Below are 19,377 nucleotides of genomic sequence, written 5' to 3' on the forward strand. Positions count from 1 at the left end.
ATTCTGATTATGCGTTAGCGTTTTTATATTTTTTTACTTCTTCGATGAATTCATCAAATAAATATTCTGTATCAACTGGTCCTCCCATTGCTTCTGGGTGAAATTGAACTGTAAAGAATGGTTTTGATTCGTGACGAATTCCTTCACAAGTACCATCATTTAAGTTTGTAAAGAAAGTTTTGAAACCTTCTGGTAATTTTGAATCATCTACCGCAAAACCGTGATTTTGAGATGTGATAAAACATCTTTTTGTACCAACTAATTGTACGGGTTGATTATGCGAACGGTGTCCGTATTTTAATTTAAAAGTAGAAGCTCCGGCTGCTAAACTTACTAATTGGTTTCCTAAACAGATTCCGAAAATTGGTTTATCACCTTTTAAAGATTCTTTGATATTATTAATTGTAGGAACACAGATTGCAGGATCTCCAGGTCCGTTAGAAATGAATAATCCATCGTATTCTAAAGTTGAATAATCATAATCCCATGGCACACGAATTACTTCTACATCACGATTTACAAAACAACGGATAATGTTATTTTTAACACCACAATCAATTAAAACAATTTTAATATCAGCGCCTTCGTTGTAACGAATAACTTCTTTACAAGAAACTTGATCTACTAAATTATCTTCGTTTGGATCGTAATATTCTACATCATTTTCAGCAACAATTTTTCCTAAAGTAGAACCTTGTTCACGTAATTTTTTAGTAATCATACGTGTATCAACCCCATAAATACCTGGGATATTTTGACTTTCTAACCAAGTTCCTAATTTTTGTATTGAATTCCAATGTGAATAATCATCAGCATAATAAGAAACAACTAAACCAGTAACTTGAATTTTGTTAGATTCCATCCAAGTTTCAATTTCCTTAATCATAGCTTTATCATCAGGAACACCGTAATTCCCAATCATTGGAGCTGTCATCACCATAATCTGCCCTTTGTAAGAAGGGTCAGTCAAACTCTCATTATATCCAACTAATGCCGTGTTGAATACTACTTCTCCTGCAGCAGAAGTATATGCACCGAAAGATTTTCCTTCGATTTCTAATCCGTCTTGGAATACTAATTTTACTGTCTTATCCATTGATGATAATGTTTATCTCAGTTTCTAATGCTGATATGAATTTATCTACGTATTGTTTTGTAATTGTTAAAGGAGGTAATAAACGAATAACGTTTGTACCTGCGTAACCAACAAAAATGTTGTGTTTTGTTAATAAGTTATTTTTTAACTCATTGATAGGGAAGTCAAATTCGATTCCGATCATTGATCCACGACCACGAACTTCTGTGATTTTTGGAAATTTATTTAATTGGATTCCGATATATTCTCCTATTTCTTTAGCGTTATCTATTAAATTTTCTTGTTCGATGACATCTAATACTGCAACTGCTGCCGCACAAGCTAAATGATTTCCTCCAAAAGTTGTTCCTAATAATCCGTAAGATGCTTTAAATTCTGGTGAAATTAAAACTCCTCCGATAGGGAAACCGTTACCCATTCCTTTTGCCATCGTAATTAAATCTGCTTTTATGTCAGAATGTTGATGAGCAAAGAATTTTCCTGAACGTCCATATCCACATTGTACTTCGTCTGCGATTAAAACAACATTATTTTCAGTGCAAACTTTTCTTAATTCTTGGATAAATTCGTCAGATGGTAAAATGATTCCTCCAACTCCTTGGATTGGCTCATAAATGATTGCAGCTACATCACCACCAGCAATTATTTCTTTAATTGCATCGATGTTATAATCTACAAAAGATACTTTGTGATGTGCATTGAAAGGTGCTACAATTTTTGGGTTGTCTGTTAAAGCAACAGATCCTGATGTACGTCCGTGAAAAGCTCCGTTAAAAGCAATAATACGATCTTTACCTGTGTGGAAAGATGCTAATTTTGCAGCATTTTCGTTAGCTTCTGCTCCAGAGTTACATAAGAATAATGTATAATCATCATATCCAGATAAACGTCCTAATTTTTCAGCTAATTCTGTTTGAATTGGAATTTGAACTGAGTTAGAGTAAAATCCGATATTGTTAACTTGTTCTGTAATTTTTTCCACATAATGTGGGTGTGAATGACCAATTGAAATCACTGCGTGACCACCATAAAGGTCTAAATATTCTTTTCCGTTTTCGTCCCAAAGGATACAATCTTTGGCTTTTACCGGAGTTACATTCATTAATGGATATACGTCGAATAGTTTCATTTAATAAGTTTTAAGTGATGAGTTCTGAGTAATGAGTTAATTAATTTCTCTAATTTTTTTAATTAATGAAATTAACATCGCTTTTATTTCATTACACTCATCGGTTAATTTTGAATATTCTTCAATTGTTATATATTCTAAATCTTTGGCCAATAGAATGAAATATGTTACTTCATTCAATGAACCTAAAGCTATGTTTAAAAAATGAGCGAAATCTTTATTTGAGTTTCTACCACATCCTTCTGCAATATTAGCAGGAATAGATGATGATGCACGTTTGATTTGAGAGATTAATCCAAATTGTTCTTCTTTCGGAAATAGATTAACCATTTTATATAAATCTAAAACCAGAAGATGAGAACGATTCCAAACTTTTAATTTTCTATAATCTTGCATAAAATCAATACTTAAGACTCAATACTCATAACTTTTTAAAACGCTACTGTTTTAAGGTTTAAACCTAATTTTTCGTCCCATCCGAAGATGATGTTCATGTTTTGTACTGCTTGTCCCGATGCACCTTTTGTTAAATTATCAATTACAGAAGTAATTAATAAAACATCGTTTTGTTTTTGCACATGTACTAAACATTTATTTGTATTCACAACTTGTTTTAGAGCAATTGGCTCATCAGAAACATGTGTAAATGGTTCGTTTTTGTAATATTCTTTATATAACTGAATCGCTTCTTCTTCAGATAAATCAGATTTTAAATAAATACCAGCTAAAATTCCGCGAGTAAAATCTCCTCTCATTGGTAAGAAAAAGATTTTATCATCAAAATTTGGCTCTAACGTATTTAAAGTTTGATAGATTTCTCCTTCGTGTTGGTGATTAAATTCTTTATAAAAAGAAACATTGTTGTTTCTCCAGCTAAAGTGAGTTGAAGCTGATAAAGATTGACCAGCACCAGTTGAACCTGTGATTGCATTGATGTGAATATCTTCTGAGATAGCTTTGCTAGCTGCTAATGGTAATAAAGCTAATTGAATTGCTGTCGCAAAACAACCTGGATTTGCAATATTTTTAGCTTCTAAGATTGCAGCACGATTAAATTCTGGTAATCCATAAACAAACTCTCTGTTATCAAAGTTTTTATCTGCATTTAGACGGAAATCGTTGCTTAAATCAATAACAATTGTATGATCTGCATACTTGTTATTCGTTAAAAATTCTGCAGATTTCCCATGACCAAGGCATAAAAAAACGACATCGGCATTTTCATCAATTTGGTCAGAAAATATGATATCGGTTTCACCTAATAAATCGTCATGTACTTTAGAAACGGGATTGCCTGCATTGGACGTACTGTAAACTGAAGAAATATTAACGTTAGGATGATGAATCAAAATACGTAATAATTCTCCAGCTGTGTAGCCGGCCCCTCCTACGATACTTACATTAATTTTATTTGTCATTTTGTTTGTTGTGCGTGTTTATTGTAATCTGAATATTGAAATAAAGTGGATTCAAGTCAATGAACCCACTTTAACGAATCAATTAATCAAAACTATGAACAATCTTTAATTGATTACCAAATATTTTAATAAATCCTCTTGCATCTCTAGAATCCCAAGCGTCATTTTCTTCTCCATAAACAGCAACTTTAGACTGCATCATATCGAAAGGAGATTCTATACCGATCATTGAGAAATGATATGGGTTTAATTGTAATTTTACTTTTCCTGTAACTCTTTCTTGTGATGATTCTAAGAAAGCTTCGATATCACGCATTACAGGATCTAAGTATTGTGCTTCGTGTAATAAAGTTCCGTACCAGTTAGATAAAGAATCTTTATGTAATAATTGCCATCTTGTTAAAGTGTGTTTCTCTAATAAGTGGTGCGCTTTGATTAATATGTAAGCAGCAGGAGCTTCAAAACCTACACGTCCTTTAATTCCTAAAATTGTATCACCTACGTGGATATCACGTCCGATAGCATATTCACCACCGATTTCGTTTAATGTTTGAATTAATTGAACTGGAGTTAATTTTTTTCCGTTTAAAGCAACTGGAATACCTTTTTCAAATTCAACTTCAATTACAGATGGTTCAGTTCTTGATAATTGTGTTGGATATGCTTCTTCTGGTAAAGCTTGGTTAGATGTTAATGTTTCTACACCTCCAACTGAAGTTCCCCAAATACCTCTGTTGATAGAATATTTTGCTTGTTCCCAACTATAGTTTACTCCGTTTGCTTGTAAATAATCAACTTCTTGTTGACGAGATAATTTTTCGTCGCGAATAGGAGTGATAATTTTAGAATTTGGAGAGATTACTGCGAAAGCAACATCAAAACGAATTTGATCGTTACCAGCTCCAGTAGATCCGTGTACAATATATTCTGCATCTACATCTTTTGCGTACTGAGCAATTGCAATTGATTGAAACATACGTTCAGCACTTACAGATAATGGATATGTGTTGTTTTTTAGGATATTTCCGTAGATTAAATAACGAACACAATCGTTGTAATACTTATCTGTAATATCGATTGTTACGTGTTTAGAAGAACCTAATTCGTATGCGCGAGTTTCAATATCTTTTAATTCTTCTTCAGAAAATCCACCAGTATTTACAATTACTGTGTGTACTTCCATTCCTTGATCTTTTGTTAAATTTACTAAACAGTACGATGTATCTAAACCACCACTGTAAGCTAAAACTGCTTTATTGCTCATTGTTTGTTTATTTGTTTATATTGGGAATAATTCTTCTTAATTCATTGGTAACCTCTTCACGGGTACTCTCTTCTTTCATTACGATCAATACCGTATCGTCTCCAGCAATTGTTCCAATTATTGTATTGAAATGCGTGTTATCAATCTCAAAAGCGATTCTGTTTGCATAACCTGGCTTTGTTTTAATTACTCCCAAGTTGTTAGAGAAAATCAAAGTTGCGTTTTCGTTATGTGTAACAGTTGTTGTTGGAGCTGCACTTTCAGTAAGGCGATAAATGTATTGTCCCGAACTATTAGGAACTTTTGAAACTTTCAATTCGCGCAAATCTCTGGATAAAGTAGCTTGAGTAACTGAGATATCTAAATCGATTAATTTTTTTAATAATTCGTCTTGATTACTTATTTCTTGATCTGTTATTAAATCCTTTATAATCTGGAATCTGTATTTTTTATTACTCATTTTGAATATTTATTCGAAATTTTATGCAAATATACTCATTTTAGACAAAAAAAAACCTTAGCTCGTATATTTATTCACTTTCTTTTTTATCAACATTTTGTTTTGCTTGCTTAGCGTACTTGTCATCAAGATTATCATAAACCAATCCTGTACAAATACAACGCTCGCGATCATTATCCATTAAGATGTGATAGTTTTTACAACTTTTACATCCATTCCAAAATTCATCCGATTGCGTTAATTCCGAAAAAGTTACTGGCTTGTATCCTAATTTTGTGTTCATACGCATTACAGCTAAAGAAGTTGTAATACTAAAGATTTTTGATTTCGGGAATTTAGTACGTGACAATTCAAAAACAGCTTGTTTTATTTCGCGCCCAATTCCTGAACTCCTTAAATCTGTACGAACAATTAAACCTGAGTTTACGACGAATTTTTCTTCTTCGTACGTTTCAATGTAGCTAAACCCTGCTATTTGATCATTATTATCAAAAGCAATCACAGCATTTCCATTACGCATTTTGCGCTCTAAATAAACTGGATTTCGTTTAGCAATACCCGTTTTTCTCATACGAGCTGATTCTTCGTACCATTCGCACAACAATTCTGTGTACTTGGCATCATCTGCATTTGCTATTCTAACATACATAATTTAGGGGAAAGTCGATTAATAAAGAGGGATTGGGAAAAGATGACCCTTTGTCATCACACTTAAGTAAAATATGAGAACCAAAAGGTTTGCTTTCTATCGGAAAGCTACTCTCATAATTGAGAAGAATAATTTCAATAATTTCTTCCATTAATCAACAAGATATTCAGTTATTATACTGAGATGCAAAGTTAAATATTATATTTTTGTATCACCAAAAAAAAGCAAACAAAATTTACATATTTATTAAAATGTTGAAAATTATTAAAATAGGTGGCGGAATTATCGATAATCAGGAAGAGTTAACACAATTCCTACAAACATTTTCTGAAATTAGTGGTCCAAAAATTTTGGTTCATGGCGGAGGAAAAGGTGCTTCGAAGATGTTAAACCAATTAGGAATCGAACCAAAAATGATCGAAGGTCGTCGCATCACAGATCAACCAACTTTAGATGTAGTGACTGGTTTGTATGCAGGAAATTTGAACAAATCTATCGTTTCTCAATTACAAAAATTTGGTTGTAATGCCTTGGGTTTATCGGGCGCTGATGGTAATGCAATCAAAGGCTCTAAACGCCCTGTAAAAACTATTGATTATGGTTTTGTAGGCGATTTGAATGATACAAGTGTCAACAAAGAATTATTTCAATTGTTAATCGACAATAACATTACTCCTGTTATTTGTGCTATTACACACGACGGAAATGGACAATTGTTAAACACAAATGCAGATACTATTGCATCTACAATTGCCGTTGCAATGTCTCAAGAAAATGAAGTAGAACTTAATTTTTGTTTTGATAAAATAGGTGTCCTACGAGATGTAAATGATGACACCACATTGATACCAAAAATTAACGAAACTTTATATTTGCAGTTAAAAGAAGAAGGTGTAATTTTCGAAGGAATGATTCCAAAATTAGACAATTCATTCAAAGTAATCAATGCGGGTGTAAAAAATGTATGTTTAGTACACGCGCGCAACATTAACTCAGACATTAAAACAATTTTATGTTAGAATTAGCTGTTCTAAAAAAGAAAGCTGTCGATTTGTTATGTCAATTAATCGAAACCCAATCTTTTTCGAGTGAAGAAGATAAAACAGCCGATATTATTTTCAAGTTTTTAACCGATCACGGTGCTACGGCTCATCGTCAAGATAATAATGTTTGGAGTATTCATCCAAATTTTGATGAGAATAAGAAAACAATTTTATTAAACTCTCACCACGACACAGTAAAATTTGGTTCTTCTTGGACATATGATCCATTGAAAGCTACAATCGAAGGTGATAAATTGGTTGGTTTGGGTAGTAATGATGCTGGAGCATCTGCAGTTAGTTTATTGGCAACTTATATTAACTTCTTGCAAGATGATTTACCATACAACTTAATTGTTGCCATTACAGCCGAAGAGGAAAGCTCTGGGCAATTGAATGTTGCAAGCATTTTACCAAACCTACCTACAATTGATTTGGGAATTGTAGGTGAACCTACACAAATGGACATGGCAATCGCTGAGCGCGGTTTGGTTGTGATGGATGTAATTGTGAAAGGTAAAACGGGACATGCAGCGCGTAATGAAGGTGTAAATGCCATTTATGAAGCGATTGACGCGATGAATTGGTTCAAAACGTATCAATTCGAAAGAGTTTCTGACATGTTAGGACCTGTAAAAATGACGGTAACACAAATTGAAGCAGGAAAGCAACATAATGTTGTTCCAGATGAATGTCGATTAGTTATAGATTGTCGTGTGAATGAATTATACTCAAATCAAGAAGTTGTGGACATTATCTCAAATTGTTTACCGAAAGCTGAAGTAAAAGCACGTTCGTTACGATTAAATTCTTCTCGTATTTCAGAACATCATCCAATCGTACAAAAAGGAATCGAATTGGGTTGTGCAACTTATGGTTCTCCAACGATGTCTGATCAAGCAATGATGAATTTCGAAACTGTAAAAATGGGACCTGGAGATTCGGCTCGTTCACATACTCCTGATGAATATATTTATTTATCTGAAATAGAACATGGAATTGAACGATATACAAGTTTATTAAAAGACTTTACTTTTTAAGCAATAAGCAATCAAATAAATTGATAAAAGCCTCAAGTTAATAAATTTGAGGCTTATTTATTTTTACTTAACTATAAAACAAAAAAAGAGGCTAAATAATTTTAGCCTCTTTTTATATATTGAAATTAAGTCTTACTCAATTTGCATTTTTACTGGAATGTTGAAATTCAACTTCGCAGCACGACCATCCTCTGTTTGAGCTGGTTTAATCGTTTTACCTCTTTTTTGTTGACGTTGTGTAATACGCTCTAAAGCTTTTCTAGCCTCAGGACCTAATTTAGCGTCACCCATTGGAGAGATTCCAACAATTCTACCTTCTGTATCAATTTGGAAAGTCAATTTAGCTGAAACTACACCTGTACCTTGACCTGCTTGATCATTTGCGAAATCTTGTAACTCATCTTGTAAGTCACGAGATAATCTATCTGATAAACATTTTGTCGCAGCATCTTTACCTTTTGCAGCTTCTTTTTCACAACCTGGATATACCGCCATTACAGCTGCTGTACGTGCAGATACTGTTGCAGGAGGTGCTGGTTCAGTACCTTTTCCAGGATTAGGAGTAGCTGGTGTATCTTTTGGTGCTTCTTTTTTAGTATTTACTTCATTAGCACCACCAGTTTGTGTTGTTGATTTTGGCCCTTCTCTATCCACTAAACCTAAATCTTTATCCGCCATTTCCTTAACTTCAGGAACAGTTTCTTCTTTTTTAGGCTGAGCTTTTGGTTCTGGCATAACCACTTTCACCTGAGCTGTTTCTTCTTGATATCTTTGTTCTGGCTCTGGCTTTGGTGGTTCTGGTTCAACCACTTCCTCCTCTTTCGGAGGTTCAGGCATATTCAAATCTTCAAGCTGAACATCTACGACTACATCTTCTGTCTTCTTACTATCGAACATACCTGTCGCAGAAGCAATAAGAGCAAAAGCTAAAATCGCAATTACTATAAATCCACGAATGAAAGCTTTTAATAACGTACTCTTCTCTGTCATTCTCATGTCATAAGCTCCGTACGCTTTATTTCTACCTTCAAATACTATCTCGTCTAAGGATTTTAGTTTGTTGTTATTTTCTGACATTTTAATTCTTTTAAATTTAACAATTAAACTAATTATTTACCTACTTTTTCGTCGAACACTTTTTGTTCAAAAGGTGCAACAGGTACGATACCGTATCGAGTAGACTTAGTAATTTCCATTTCATCTAAGATAGTTACTAAATTATCATACGTAGCATCATCCATAGGTTTGATAATTACAGTAAACTTATCCTTATCTGCTCTAGCTTGTGCTGCTGTAATAACATCACGAACTTTAGAGTAGTCAGTTTCATTTAGAGTTCCTACATTTAATCCAGCCTCATCTTGTTGATGCCAAAACAACTTGTTATCCTTTCCAATTAAAATAGACAAAGAGTTTGCTAATTTAATTTCAGGAATATCAGTAGGTTTTGGTGTGTCAATTTTTGGAGGCATGTTCAAGTTCATTACGTTTGGTTTGATCGATGTCGCCGCAAACATAAAGAAAGTAATTAATAAGAAACCTAAATCAACCAAAGGAGCCATATCGACTTTCGTCGAATTCTTTTTGGAACGGACTTTCTTTCCGCCACCGTCATCGTGACTTTCTATTTGTGCCATTTTCTAATTTCTTAATAATTATTCTTGAGATGTGATTAACTGGAACTTATTCATATTTTTCATTTGCAACTGTTGAATCAAATTCTTGAATTGTTTATATTCAGATTTTTGATCCCCTTTAATTGCTAAGAAAACATCTGGGTTCACTTCTTTTGCTTCAAATACCCAATCAATTAACTCTTGGTTCTTTTCAGGTATTGTATCTAATGGAATACCAGGATGATATTTTTGTTGTTTATCAGCAGGCTGATTCAAATAATTTCTCATCTCTTTCATTGGTACACCAAATTCCACTATGCTTTTGAATGCGTTCTTTTCAGCATCTGTAAACTTTACTCCGTACTTATCACCCATTCTCTCTAATGTTGCGATACGATCCTTTTCTTCTAATCCGAATAAGAATTGTCCTTTATCATCGATTTTAATGATCATCATGTTTTCCGCAGCCATTTTTTGGTTCGAAACAGATGTTGGTGTTACGACAGGAACTACTTCAGGCTCTCTAAAGTTAGATGTCAAAATAAAGAAAGTTAACAAAAGCCAAGCCATGTCAGACATAGCTGTTAAGTCCATCGAAGGACCTCTTCTTTTTGGTTTTACTCTTGCCATTTTCTCTGTATTATTAATTAATATTCTAAATTGTTTGTGTATTGATTTTGTCCTTATACTATCCTTCTAAGGTTTTCGTCAATGAATATTAATTGTGAGCAGAGAAAGATTGTTGGATACTCATTCCTACTTCATCAATTTTGAATGTTAAATCATCAATTTTTGAAGTTAAGTAAGCATAAGCAATAATAGCGAATGCAGAAGCACCAATACCCATACCTGTATTAATTAAGGCTTCGGCAATACCTACTGATAATTGTGCAGCGTCTGGAGATCCACCTCCTTCTCCTAATGCGAAGAATGCTTTAATCATCCCGATTACAGTACCCATTAAGGCAATTAACGTACCCACAGAAGCAATTGTAGAAATGATTGTCATGTTTTTCTCTAACGTTGGCATTTCTAAAGTAGTTGCCTCTTCTAACGTTTTACCTAATTGAGCTAATTTTTGCTCTTTGTTTAATGTAGTATCGTTTTCTAAAGCTTTGTAAGTTGTTAAACCTTCTTTAACTACATTACCTACAGCTCCTTTTTGTTTGTCACATAATTCGATTGCTTTGTTTACTTCATTTTTGTTTAATAAAGCACGAATGTCGTTAACAAATTTTTCAGCAGATCCAGTACCTTTAGCTTTGTTTAAAGCAATAATACGGTCGATTGAGAAAACGATTACCATAAAGAAGAAAGACATTAAGAATGGAATAATTACCCCTCCTTTAAAAATAATCCCAAGTGGATTTAAAGGTTGCCCTTTAGCTGTATCCCCTCCTTCAAAGTTACCTGGTTGTCCAAAAACACCATAGAAGATCCCCATTGCTACTGCAATTAAAATGATCATAGTAATCACAGGGTTAAGACCTCCCTTTTTAGTTTTAGCTGGTACTGTTACATTCTTTTCCATTTACTAATTCTTTTAAATATTATGATTTTTATTAATGTGGGTGTAAATTAAGTGAAAATTTTTTAATTCTTCTAAATTTTTTGCGTTGTTATCACGTTAAATTTCGATTTCATTCAAAATCAATACTATTTTTTACCGAATTGATAACTTTATTTTCATCAAAACAGTGCAAATATGAAAAAACAACCTTTTAATTTCGAGTATCAATAGCTATCACAAAAATTAACCTATCGCAAATTTATTCAATAATTATACATATTTATATTTTTTTTTAAGAATTAAATTATTATTTTGACTTTTGTACTTTATTTGTATTTTGATCATATGAAAGTTTGCATTGCCGAAAAACCAAGTGTTGCTAAGGATATTGCCAAAGTTATTGGCGCTAATCAAAAGCATGATGGATATTATGAAGGAAACGGATTTCGTGTCACTTGGACATTTGGGCACCTGTGTACATTAAAAGAACCGCAAGATTATACACCCGAATGGAAAAGTTGGGATCTTAATTATTTACCTATGATTCCATCAAGTTTTGGAATCAAGTTAATTGAAGACAAGGGTGTTTCGAAACAGTTTAAAATCATCGAAAAGCTAGTGACAGATGATCAAGTTGAAGAGATTATCAACTGCGGTGATGCTGGGCAAGAAGGAGAATTAATACAACGTTGGGTACTTTTAAAAGCTAAAGCTAAAGCTCCTATGAAACGTCTTTGGATTTCTTCCTTAACAGAAGAAGCGATTAAAGAAGGTTTTGAGAATTTAAAAGATGGAGAAAAATATTTCAATTTATTCTCTGCTGGACAAGCGCGTGCAATTGGTGATTGGTTATTGGGAATGAATGCAACGCGTTTATTTACAAAGAAATTTGCTCCACCAAAAACTGTTCTTTCAATTGGTCGTGTACAAACCCCTACGTTAGCAATGATTGTTCAACGTCAGAAAGAAATCAATGCATTTATTGTAGATGAATATTGGGAATTGAAAACTATTTTTAAAGAAGTTGAATTTAATGCCACAATTCCTCGTTTAAAATCAGAAGAAAAAGCCAAACAAGGTTTAGATTTTATCAAAGATCAAGAATTTGAAATCATTGATTTTGAAGTAAAAGAAGGTCGTGAAAAAAATCCTCGTTTGTTCGATTTAACCGCATTACAAGTAGAAGCAAATAAAAAATATGCATTTTCTGCCGAGAATACCTTAAAATATATACAAAGTTTATACGAGAAAAAGTTTGTGACCTATCCTCGTGTTGATACTACATATTTATCTGAAGATATTTACCCAAAAGTTCCTGGAATTTTATCTAAACTATCAGCTTATCAAAATTTGATTGCTCCTTTGATGACACAACCTATCCCAATGTCTAAAGCCGTTTTTGATAACACAAAAGTAACAGATCACCACGCAATTATTCCAACCGAAATCTTTCCACAAGGTTTATCAAACGAAGAAAAGCGTATTTATGATTTAGTTGCTCGACGTTTTATTGCTGTTTTTTATCCAGAATGTAAAGTTGCGAACACAACTGTCGAAGGAAAAGTTGAAAATACAGGAAAAGATGGACAACTTTCTGCAATAAATTTTAAAGCAACAGGGAAACAAATTCTCGAAATGGGATGGCGCGAAGTTTATGTAAAAGATAAGAAAGAAGATGAAAAAGATGAGGAGAAAATAATGCCAATTTTTGAAATTGGTGAAAAAGGACCTCACGAACCTTTTATACATAAAGGAAAAACTACGCCTCCGAAAAACTATACAGAAGCGACTTTATTACGTGGAATGGAAACTGCAGGTCGACAAGTTGATGATGAAGAAATGCGCGAACTAATGAAAGAAAATGGAATTGGTCGTCCATCTACTCGTGCAAATATCATCGAAACATTATTTCGTCGAAAATACATTGAAAAGAAAAAACGTAATATTATTGCGACCCAAACTGGTATTGACTTGATTGATACTATACAAGATGAATTATTAAAATCGCCTGAGTTGACAGGAGTTTGGGAACGAAAACTTCGTTTGATTGAAAAAGGTGAATATGAATTGGAGCAATTTAAACAAGAATTAATCGAAATGGTTTCGAAACTAACGTTTGATGTAAAAAACAGCTATTTCAGACCGATTGCTTCACATCAAAACTCAATTCAAACAGAAGATAAACCCAAAAAAGAACGCAAACCAAAAGAAGAAATTAACCTGGAAGATGCGACTTGTCCTAAATGTAAAACGCATAAGTTAGTAAAAGGAAAGGCGGCTTATGGCTGTGCTAATTTTAAGGAATGTAGATTTAAAATTCCTTTCGAATTTATGGGTAAAAAACTGACAGATAAACAGATTTTAGATTTAGTTACCAAGCAAAAAACAGGAAAAATGGCTGGTTTAATCAACTCTGAAAATGGAGAAAAAGTTACTGGAAAAGCTATTCTTGGAATGAATTTCGAGTTAGAATTTGAAGAAATGTAAAAAAATAAAGCGAGTTTCGAAATTCGAAACTCGTCTAATTATATTTCTCCAACGTTTCCTTTAAAATTGTTTTGACTTTTTCTTTCAATTTTTTGGGTTCGATAATCGTAACTGAACGACTCATAGAAAGAATTTCACTGATAAAGTCTTCGGTTAAAAATAATTCTAAACCAATGAAAACCTCATCATTTTTTGTCTCTAAAATGTGTTGAGATTCATGTAAAGGCAAAGATTCTAAATATGCAGCCTGCTTTTTTGTTACAGAAAGTATTATTTTTTCTGGTTTTTCTGAACTTGGAACAATAATTCCGAACGAATATTTGTACTTATCATTGTAATTAAACTCGATATTATCGTCAATTTTTTCCTTTAAAATTGAAACTTTATTCATTCGTTCTAAACCAAAATTTTTGACAATTCCTTTATCATCTGCAATTAAATACCAACGATTATTGTGTTCTCTAATCGCAACAGGCGAAACTTTACGAATCGTTTCTTTTTCCTCTCCAAATTTTAAATAATGAAATTCGATTTTCTTTTTTTGTTGAATTGCTTGCACAATGTCAGGCAAAAATTCTGCTCGTTTAGGTTTTCTTTTTTCTAAATAAACAATCGATTCGAGTGAATTTGTCAATTTTAAAGCAGAAAAACTATTAATTTCTTCTAAGGTTTTCAGAAATAAATCGGAACTATAATCATCTTGAATAATATAATATCCACGCTGACTTCGACTATACATAATATCAATTCCCAAAATATTTCGAATTTCTCGAATATCGCGTTGTAATGTACGTTTCGAAAAATTAAACTCTAACGTATCATCTTGAATTTGCAACATTTCAAATTCTCGTTCTAAAAAACGTTCTAACTCTTCATACGAACAATATTTTTGTTGTGAAAGTTTACGAACAATATTGAAGTAACGTGCGATATATCCTTGTTTTGACATTGAATTGTAAGTATTTGAGCAAACTTAAGTGTTCTACAACTAAAAACAAAAAAAAGTAACATTTCCTTACAAAATGTTACTTTTTCTTCATTAATAAAAATGAAATATTCGAAAAAACGGATTTTATTTTTTAGATTTTTTCACTTTCGTTTTTACGTCCTTTGTTGCAGCTTTTACATCTTGCGCAGCCTCATCTACTGATACTGCTACAGAATCCATAGCCACAGCTGCGGTATCAACTGCTCCAAGTTCTGCTGTAGTTGCAGTTAAACCTGATTCATTGATTTGCGCTGTTTCGATAAAATTTGAAAGTTTATCAACAATTTCTGCATTTGAAGTTGGTTCATTCTTCACTTTTACGCTTAAAAAGATTGATGGAGCTGCATTATCTTGGATATAATTTGAATCGTTTTGATAAACTCCGTCATTTTTAACAAGTGATGAACTGAAATTTTCTGTTAGTTCTTTTGCTACTTTAATTGTTTCATCAAACGCTACATTTTGTTTAAAAACGACTGCAGCCACCTTATTAGAATTATCATCAGTTTTATCAAAACTTAACGTCATGATTAATTCTGGTTTCAAACTATCAATAATTTCTTTTTTCTCTTCTTCTTTTAAACCTTTCGTTAAATCTTTCCAAAGTAAAACATTTACATTTTCTTTATTTAAAGATTCTAATTTAGTTTTAAGCTCAGTTGCAATATTAGCCCCCGATGCTGCAGCAATGTTATCTACAATATCTAAAATAACAACTTTTGGTGCATCTTCAACAATTTTGTAAGATGATTGTGTTACTACTGGAACTTCATTCTTTGTTGTAAAAGAGAAAGAAACTAACCCTATTGCTACAACTCCTAATACTTGCGTCAATTTTTTCATAATAAATGTGTTTTGTTTAAAAAATGATACTTTTTAAATAGTTAGTACATGAATAAACTTTGCAGACACTGTTCCGAAAACTCTTAATTAATCCTAATAAATGTTATAGTTTTCTTAATTGACTGAATTTATACGGGATTCAGAAGAGATGAATTAATCATTTATCAAGATTTCGAAAATATAAAACATAAAAAAAGCTCAACTAAGTTGAGCTTTTATATTATTTACATGCAGCAATTATCTGCACGAAATCATCATATTTTAAGGCTGCTCCTCCAACAAGACCACCGTCAATATCTGGTTGAGCAAAAATCTCGTTAGCATTCTGAGCATTGACACTTCCTCCGTATAATATGCTTGTATCGTTCGCTACCTCCACTCCAAATTCATCATTTAAAACTTTACGAATAAATGCATGAATTTCTTGTGCTTGTTCTGGCGTTGCTGTTTTTCCTGTTCCAATTGCCCAAACTGGTTCGTAAGCAATAATCAAACGAGAAAGATCTTCTGAGTTTTGAGCAACCAAAGCATTTATCAATTGAGATTTCACTACATCAAAATGTTTATTTGATTCACGCTCTTCTAATTTTTCTCCAACACAAAGAATTGGATTAATTTGATGTTTGAACGCTTGTTTTAATTTCTCAGCAATGATAACATCTGTCTCGCCTTGATATTCTCTACGTTCAGAATGTCCGATAATTGCAAAATCTAATCCGATACTGTCTAATTGTTCTGCAGAAATATCTCCAGTATAAGCTCCTTTATCGTGAGCAGAAATATCTTGCGAAGAAACCTTAACATATTGCTCGTCTACAGCTTCTAATATTGTTTGTAAATAAATAGAAGAAGGCGCTACAATTACTTGTGCTATTGGCTGATTATCTGCCACCCAAGCATTAAGGTTTGTTGCTAAATGAATTGCCTCTTCAAAGTTTAAGTTCATTTTCCAGTTTCCTGCTACGATTCTATCACGCATAAAAAAGTGTATTTGATTAGATTTTGATTTAATATTACTGCAAGATAATTATTTCTCTTGAAATTATACCTGATTTATTTTATACGAACACGAGGATCAAGAATTCCGTAAAGTATATCAACCAAAATATTAATAATAATAAACATGACTGCAATCACTAAAACAGCTCCCATAACAATTGGCAAGTCTAATGTATTCAAAGCATTTACAATTTCTTTTCCTAAACCATTCCATCCAAAAACAAACTCAACAAAAACAGAACCTGCTAACATCGAAGCAAACCAACCCGAAATTGCTGTAATTACAGGATTTAAAGCATTGCGCAAAGCATGTTTTGTGATAACTGTTTTACGAGATAAACCTTTTGCGAAAGCTGTTCTGATATAATCTTGGTTCAAAACTTCTAACAACGAGTTACGTGTTAATTGTGTGAAAACAGCTAACGGACGAGAACCTAATGTAATGGCAGGAAGAATTAAATTTTTTAACATCAAATGCTTTCCTTCGCCCAAATCATCTACTTCGTACAAACTACCAATCATATTAAGTCCCGTAATATCATGCATTAAAAATGCAAAAATATACGCAATAATAATCGCCGAAAAGAACGACGGAATACTCATTCCAAAACTTGTGACTACCAATAAAACCCGATCAACCCAAGTATCTTTCATCAAAGCAGAAACAATTCCCAAAGCAACACCAATTATTGTTGCAATAATAATAGCTGCAATAGCCAAAACCATTGTATTAGGCAAGGTTTCTCCGATAATTGTACTAACACTTTTGCCTTGTTTTTGAAAAGACTGACGTAAATAAGGTGTTTTCAGAACCATTTCATTTGTTCCAAAATCAACTAATTTGGTGTACTTGTATTTATCCGAACTTAACGATGTATAAGTTGTATTGTTTTCGTCAATATTGTGAAAAGAAATCGGTGAAAGATCATTTAAATAAAACGCATATTGTTTCCATAAAGGCTGATCTAAACCTAAATTCCTACGAATTTGAGCCAATTGCTCTGGATCTTCTTTTTGATCAAGCATCATACGAGCAGGATCGCCAGGAAGAACCGAAAACATTAAAAAGACAACGGTAACAACTCCGAAAAGCGTTAAAAATCCGTAGAAAACTTTATTTAAAATATAATTAATCACCTGTTAAAATAATTCTTCTAATTGACTAATCGATGGAAAATCATTGTGATGATATTTAGCTTTTACTGTTCCTTTTTCTAAGATCATCACACCAGGATTAGAGCGAATAATTGTTTTCATTGTTGTTTGATCCATAAAACAATTTTCTAGTTCCAAACCTTTGATTGGATTATTAGAAACCGCCGTAACAATATAACCTTTTGATTTTGCTTCTTTTCCTAAACTATTTAATCTAGCAATTTGTTCCTTATTCACTTTTTCAACAAAAGGAAGAACAAAAACCAATGCTTTTGGCGCATTTAAAATCTCAGTAGTTTTATCAACACCATTACAATCAAAACTAAAATCGTGAATTGGTGGTTCGTAGCCTTTTTTCTCGACAATAGTTCGCGTTTTATCCGCTTCAATTACCCAAGGTGTTCCGTGTTTGTACCACTTATCATCTGCAATATATTGTGCATCATCAATTTCTACCACTTTACCATCAACATTATTTTTCATCGTATAAATTGTTTTGTATGTTGTTGGTTTCAATCCTAATTCTTGCGGAGATTTCATTCCTTCTATCAAATTCTTTCCAACAGCATAAGGTCTAAAATCAATCATTGGTAAATGATTAATTCCAATATAAGCGATAATTGCAGAACTTAAAATTGTAATAAAATTGATTACATAATTTGCTTTTTCGACAAACAATGGTTTAATGTATTGTTGACCAATCACCAAAATAATAATCAAAACCAACAAAACAACATCTTTATAAAATGATGTCCAAGGTTCTAATTTCAGCGCATCGCCAAAACATCCACAATCTGTTACTTTATTGAAGTAAGCTGAATAAAATGTTAGGAACGTGAAGAAAATTATCGTCAACAATAATGCAATTGTTGTAAATCTTTTCCAAACTCCAAGCAATAATAAAACACCTAAAACAATTTCAAAAATTGAAAAGAAAGTTGCTAAAGGCAAACTTAAACTTTCTAAAAAAGGAATATTAAGAACCGTTGGCGAAAAATATTCTTCTAATTTGAAACTTAATCCAATTGGATCCACGTTTTTTACAAATCCCGAAATGATAAAAATAACACCAACTATAATTCGTGCTAATTGTACAAGATATTTCATGATGTTTTCTTTTCATTAATTAAGATCATTGCGAAGATTGAATAATTAATCATATCCAGATAATTAGCGTCCAAACCTTCTGAAACAATTGTTTTTCCTTTATTATCTTCGATACTTTTTGTACGCAAAACTTTCTGATAAATTAAATCCGTAATTGAACTTACACGCATATCACGCCAAGCTTCTCCATAATCATGATTTTTTTTCATCATCAAATCGTGCGCTATTACAACATATTTATCATAAAATTCAATCGCTTGTTCATCTGTTAAATCTGGTTGATCTGCAAAGCCAAGTTCCAACTGAATCAATCCCATGATTGAGTAATTTACAATCGCAATAAACTCTCCTTCTTCGTCTTCATCAACCAAACGCTCTGTCGCTTCTTGCAACGTACGAATGCGATTAACTTTGATAAAAATTTGATCAGTTAAAGACGGCAAACGCAATACACGCCAAGCAGGACCGTAATCTTTAAGTTTTTTTGTATAGAGATCTCTACAAAGAGAGATAATTTCATTAAATTGAATTGAGGTATTTTTCATAATTTCGTTTCGATTTCAAAAATAATTGAAA

Annotated in this window: 20 protein-coding genes; 3 read left to right on the top strand and 17 right to left on the bottom strand. The window is 32.6% G+C overall.

The features are described 5' to 3' along the window. Nucleotides 1-7: 7 nt before the first annotated feature. From carA to AC2I98_RS07765, 7 genes are all read right to left on the bottom strand, one after another. Nucleotides 8-1,096, bottom strand: coding sequence for a glutamine-hydrolyzing carbamoyl-phosphate synthase small subunit (carA, locus tag AC2I98_RS07735; RefSeq protein ID WP_486414013.1), 1,089 nt, complete (start codon nucleotides 1,094-1,096; stop codon nucleotides 8-10). Next, nucleotides 1,089-2,225, bottom strand: a complete 1,137-nt coding sequence (locus AC2I98_RS07740; protein WP_486414014.1) for an aspartate aminotransferase family protein — start codon at nucleotides 2,223-2,225, stop codon at nucleotides 1,089-1,091. Before AC2I98_RS07740 ends, carA begins: the two co-directional genes overlap by 8 nt. 36 nt (nucleotides 2,226-2,261) lie before the next feature. Next, nucleotides 2,262-2,621, bottom strand: a complete 360-nt coding sequence (locus AC2I98_RS07745; protein ID WP_486414015.1) for a four helix bundle protein — start codon at nucleotides 2,619-2,621, stop codon at nucleotides 2,262-2,264. A 35-nt stretch (nucleotides 2,622-2,656) separates the two neighbouring features. After that, entirely contained in the window at nucleotides 2,657-3,643 is a 987-nt protein-coding gene (argC, locus tag AC2I98_RS07750; RefSeq protein WP_486414016.1) for an N-acetyl-gamma-glutamyl-phosphate reductase, read from the bottom strand. Between the two features lie 82 nt (nucleotides 3,644-3,725). After that, nucleotides 3,726-4,907 (bottom strand): argininosuccinate synthase, encoded by a 1,182-nt coding sequence (gene argG / locus AC2I98_RS07755; protein ID WP_486414017.1) that lies wholly within the window; start codon nucleotides 4,905-4,907, stop codon nucleotides 3,726-3,728. 7 nt (nucleotides 4,908-4,914) lie between these two features. Next, nucleotides 4,915-5,367 carry an arginine repressor gene (locus AC2I98_RS07760; protein WP_486414018.1) on the bottom strand — a complete coding sequence of 151 codons (453 nt, stop codon included), beginning with the start codon at nucleotides 5,365-5,367 and terminating at the stop codon, nucleotides 4,915-4,917. A 70-nt stretch (nucleotides 5,368-5,437) separates the two neighbouring features. After that, nucleotides 5,438-6,016, bottom strand: coding sequence for a GNAT family N-acetyltransferase (locus AC2I98_RS07765; RefSeq protein ID WP_486414019.1), 579 nt, complete (start codon nucleotides 6,014-6,016; stop codon nucleotides 5,438-5,440). A gap of 251 nt (nucleotides 6,017-6,267) precedes the next feature. Between AC2I98_RS07765 and argB the strand changes: the two genes are divergently transcribed. Both argB and AC2I98_RS07775 read left to right on the top strand, forming a co-directional pair. Beyond that, a complete protein-coding gene (argB, locus tag AC2I98_RS07770; protein WP_486414020.1) occupies nucleotides 6,268-7,035 on the top strand; it encodes an acetylglutamate kinase in 768 nt (255 codons plus the stop codon). Further along, nucleotides 7,029-8,096, top strand: coding sequence for a M20 family metallo-hydrolase (locus AC2I98_RS07775; protein WP_486414021.1), 1,068 nt, complete (start codon nucleotides 7,029-7,031; stop codon nucleotides 8,094-8,096). Before argB ends, AC2I98_RS07775 begins: the two co-directional genes overlap by 7 nt. A gap of 132 nt (nucleotides 8,097-8,228) precedes the next feature. Here the strand turns inward: AC2I98_RS07775 and AC2I98_RS07780 are convergent, their stop codons facing one another. From AC2I98_RS07780 to AC2I98_RS07795, 4 genes are all read right to left on the bottom strand, one after another. Continuing rightward, on the bottom strand, nucleotides 8,229-9,173 hold the full coding sequence (locus AC2I98_RS07780) for a hypothetical protein (RefSeq protein WP_486414022.1): 945 nt from the start codon (nucleotides 9,171-9,173) through the stop codon (nucleotides 8,229-8,231). 32 nt (nucleotides 9,174-9,205) lie between these two features. Further along, a complete protein-coding gene (locus tag AC2I98_RS07785) occupies nucleotides 9,206-9,733 on the bottom strand; it encodes an ExbD/TolR family protein (RefSeq protein WP_486414023.1) in 528 nt (175 codons plus the stop codon). Nucleotides 9,734-9,751: 18 nt separating this feature from the next. Then, nucleotides 9,752-10,342, bottom strand: coding sequence for a biopolymer transporter ExbD (locus tag AC2I98_RS07790; protein WP_280063122.1), 591 nt, complete (start codon nucleotides 10,340-10,342; stop codon nucleotides 9,752-9,754). Nucleotides 10,343-10,430: 88 nt separating this feature from the next. Next, nucleotides 10,431-11,243 carry a MotA/TolQ/ExbB proton channel family protein gene (locus tag AC2I98_RS07795; RefSeq protein ID WP_280063124.1) on the bottom strand — a complete coding sequence of 271 codons (813 nt, stop codon included), beginning with the start codon at nucleotides 11,241-11,243 and terminating at the stop codon, nucleotides 10,431-10,433. A gap of 324 nt (nucleotides 11,244-11,567) precedes the next feature. On the opposite strand from AC2I98_RS07795, the gene AC2I98_RS07800 reads away from it, so the two are divergent. After that, a complete protein-coding gene (locus AC2I98_RS07800; protein WP_486414024.1) occupies nucleotides 11,568-13,709 on the top strand; it encodes a type IA DNA topoisomerase in 2,142 nt (713 codons plus the stop codon). 34 nt (nucleotides 13,710-13,743) lie between these two features. Here AC2I98_RS07800 and AC2I98_RS07805 read toward each other — a convergent pair whose 3' ends face one another. The 6 genes from AC2I98_RS07805 to AC2I98_RS07830 all read right to left on the bottom strand — a co-directional run bounded on the left by AC2I98_RS07805 (nucleotide 13,744) and on the right by AC2I98_RS07830 (nucleotide 19,346). Beyond that, nucleotides 13,744-14,658, bottom strand: a complete 915-nt coding sequence (locus tag AC2I98_RS07805; RefSeq protein ID WP_486414025.1) for a helix-turn-helix transcriptional regulator — start codon at nucleotides 14,656-14,658, stop codon at nucleotides 13,744-13,746. Nucleotides 14,659-14,781: 123 nt separating this feature from the next. Beyond that, nucleotides 14,782-15,540 carry a hypothetical protein gene (locus AC2I98_RS07810; RefSeq protein ID WP_486414026.1) on the bottom strand — a complete coding sequence of 253 codons (759 nt, stop codon included), beginning with the start codon at nucleotides 15,538-15,540 and terminating at the stop codon, nucleotides 14,782-14,784. Between the two features lie 220 nt (nucleotides 15,541-15,760). Then, the gene (gene tpiA / locus AC2I98_RS07815) at nucleotides 15,761-16,519 is read right to left on the bottom strand and encodes a triose-phosphate isomerase (RefSeq protein ID WP_486414027.1); all 759 of its coding nucleotides are present in this window, start codon (nucleotides 16,517-16,519) and stop codon (nucleotides 15,761-15,763) included. A gap of 74 nt (nucleotides 16,520-16,593) precedes the next feature. Beyond that, the gene (locus tag AC2I98_RS07820) at nucleotides 16,594-17,676 is read right to left on the bottom strand and encodes an ABC transporter permease (protein ID WP_486414028.1); all 1,083 of its coding nucleotides are present in this window, start codon (nucleotides 17,674-17,676) and stop codon (nucleotides 16,594-16,596) included. A 3-nt stretch (nucleotides 17,677-17,679) separates the two neighbouring features. Further along, on the bottom strand, nucleotides 17,680-18,801 hold the full coding sequence (locus AC2I98_RS07825; protein WP_486414029.1) for a BT_3928 family protein: 1,122 nt from the start codon (nucleotides 18,799-18,801) through the stop codon (nucleotides 17,680-17,682). Next, a complete protein-coding gene (locus AC2I98_RS07830; RefSeq protein ID WP_486414030.1) occupies nucleotides 18,798-19,346 on the bottom strand; it encodes a DUF1599 domain-containing protein in 549 nt (182 codons plus the stop codon). The genes AC2I98_RS07825 and AC2I98_RS07830 overlap by 4 nt, the downstream gene beginning before the upstream one ends. Between the last annotated feature and the right edge of the window lie 31 nt (nucleotides 19,347-19,377).

It is taken from the genome of Empedobacter sp. EJD.6dd, from assembly GCF_057369435.1.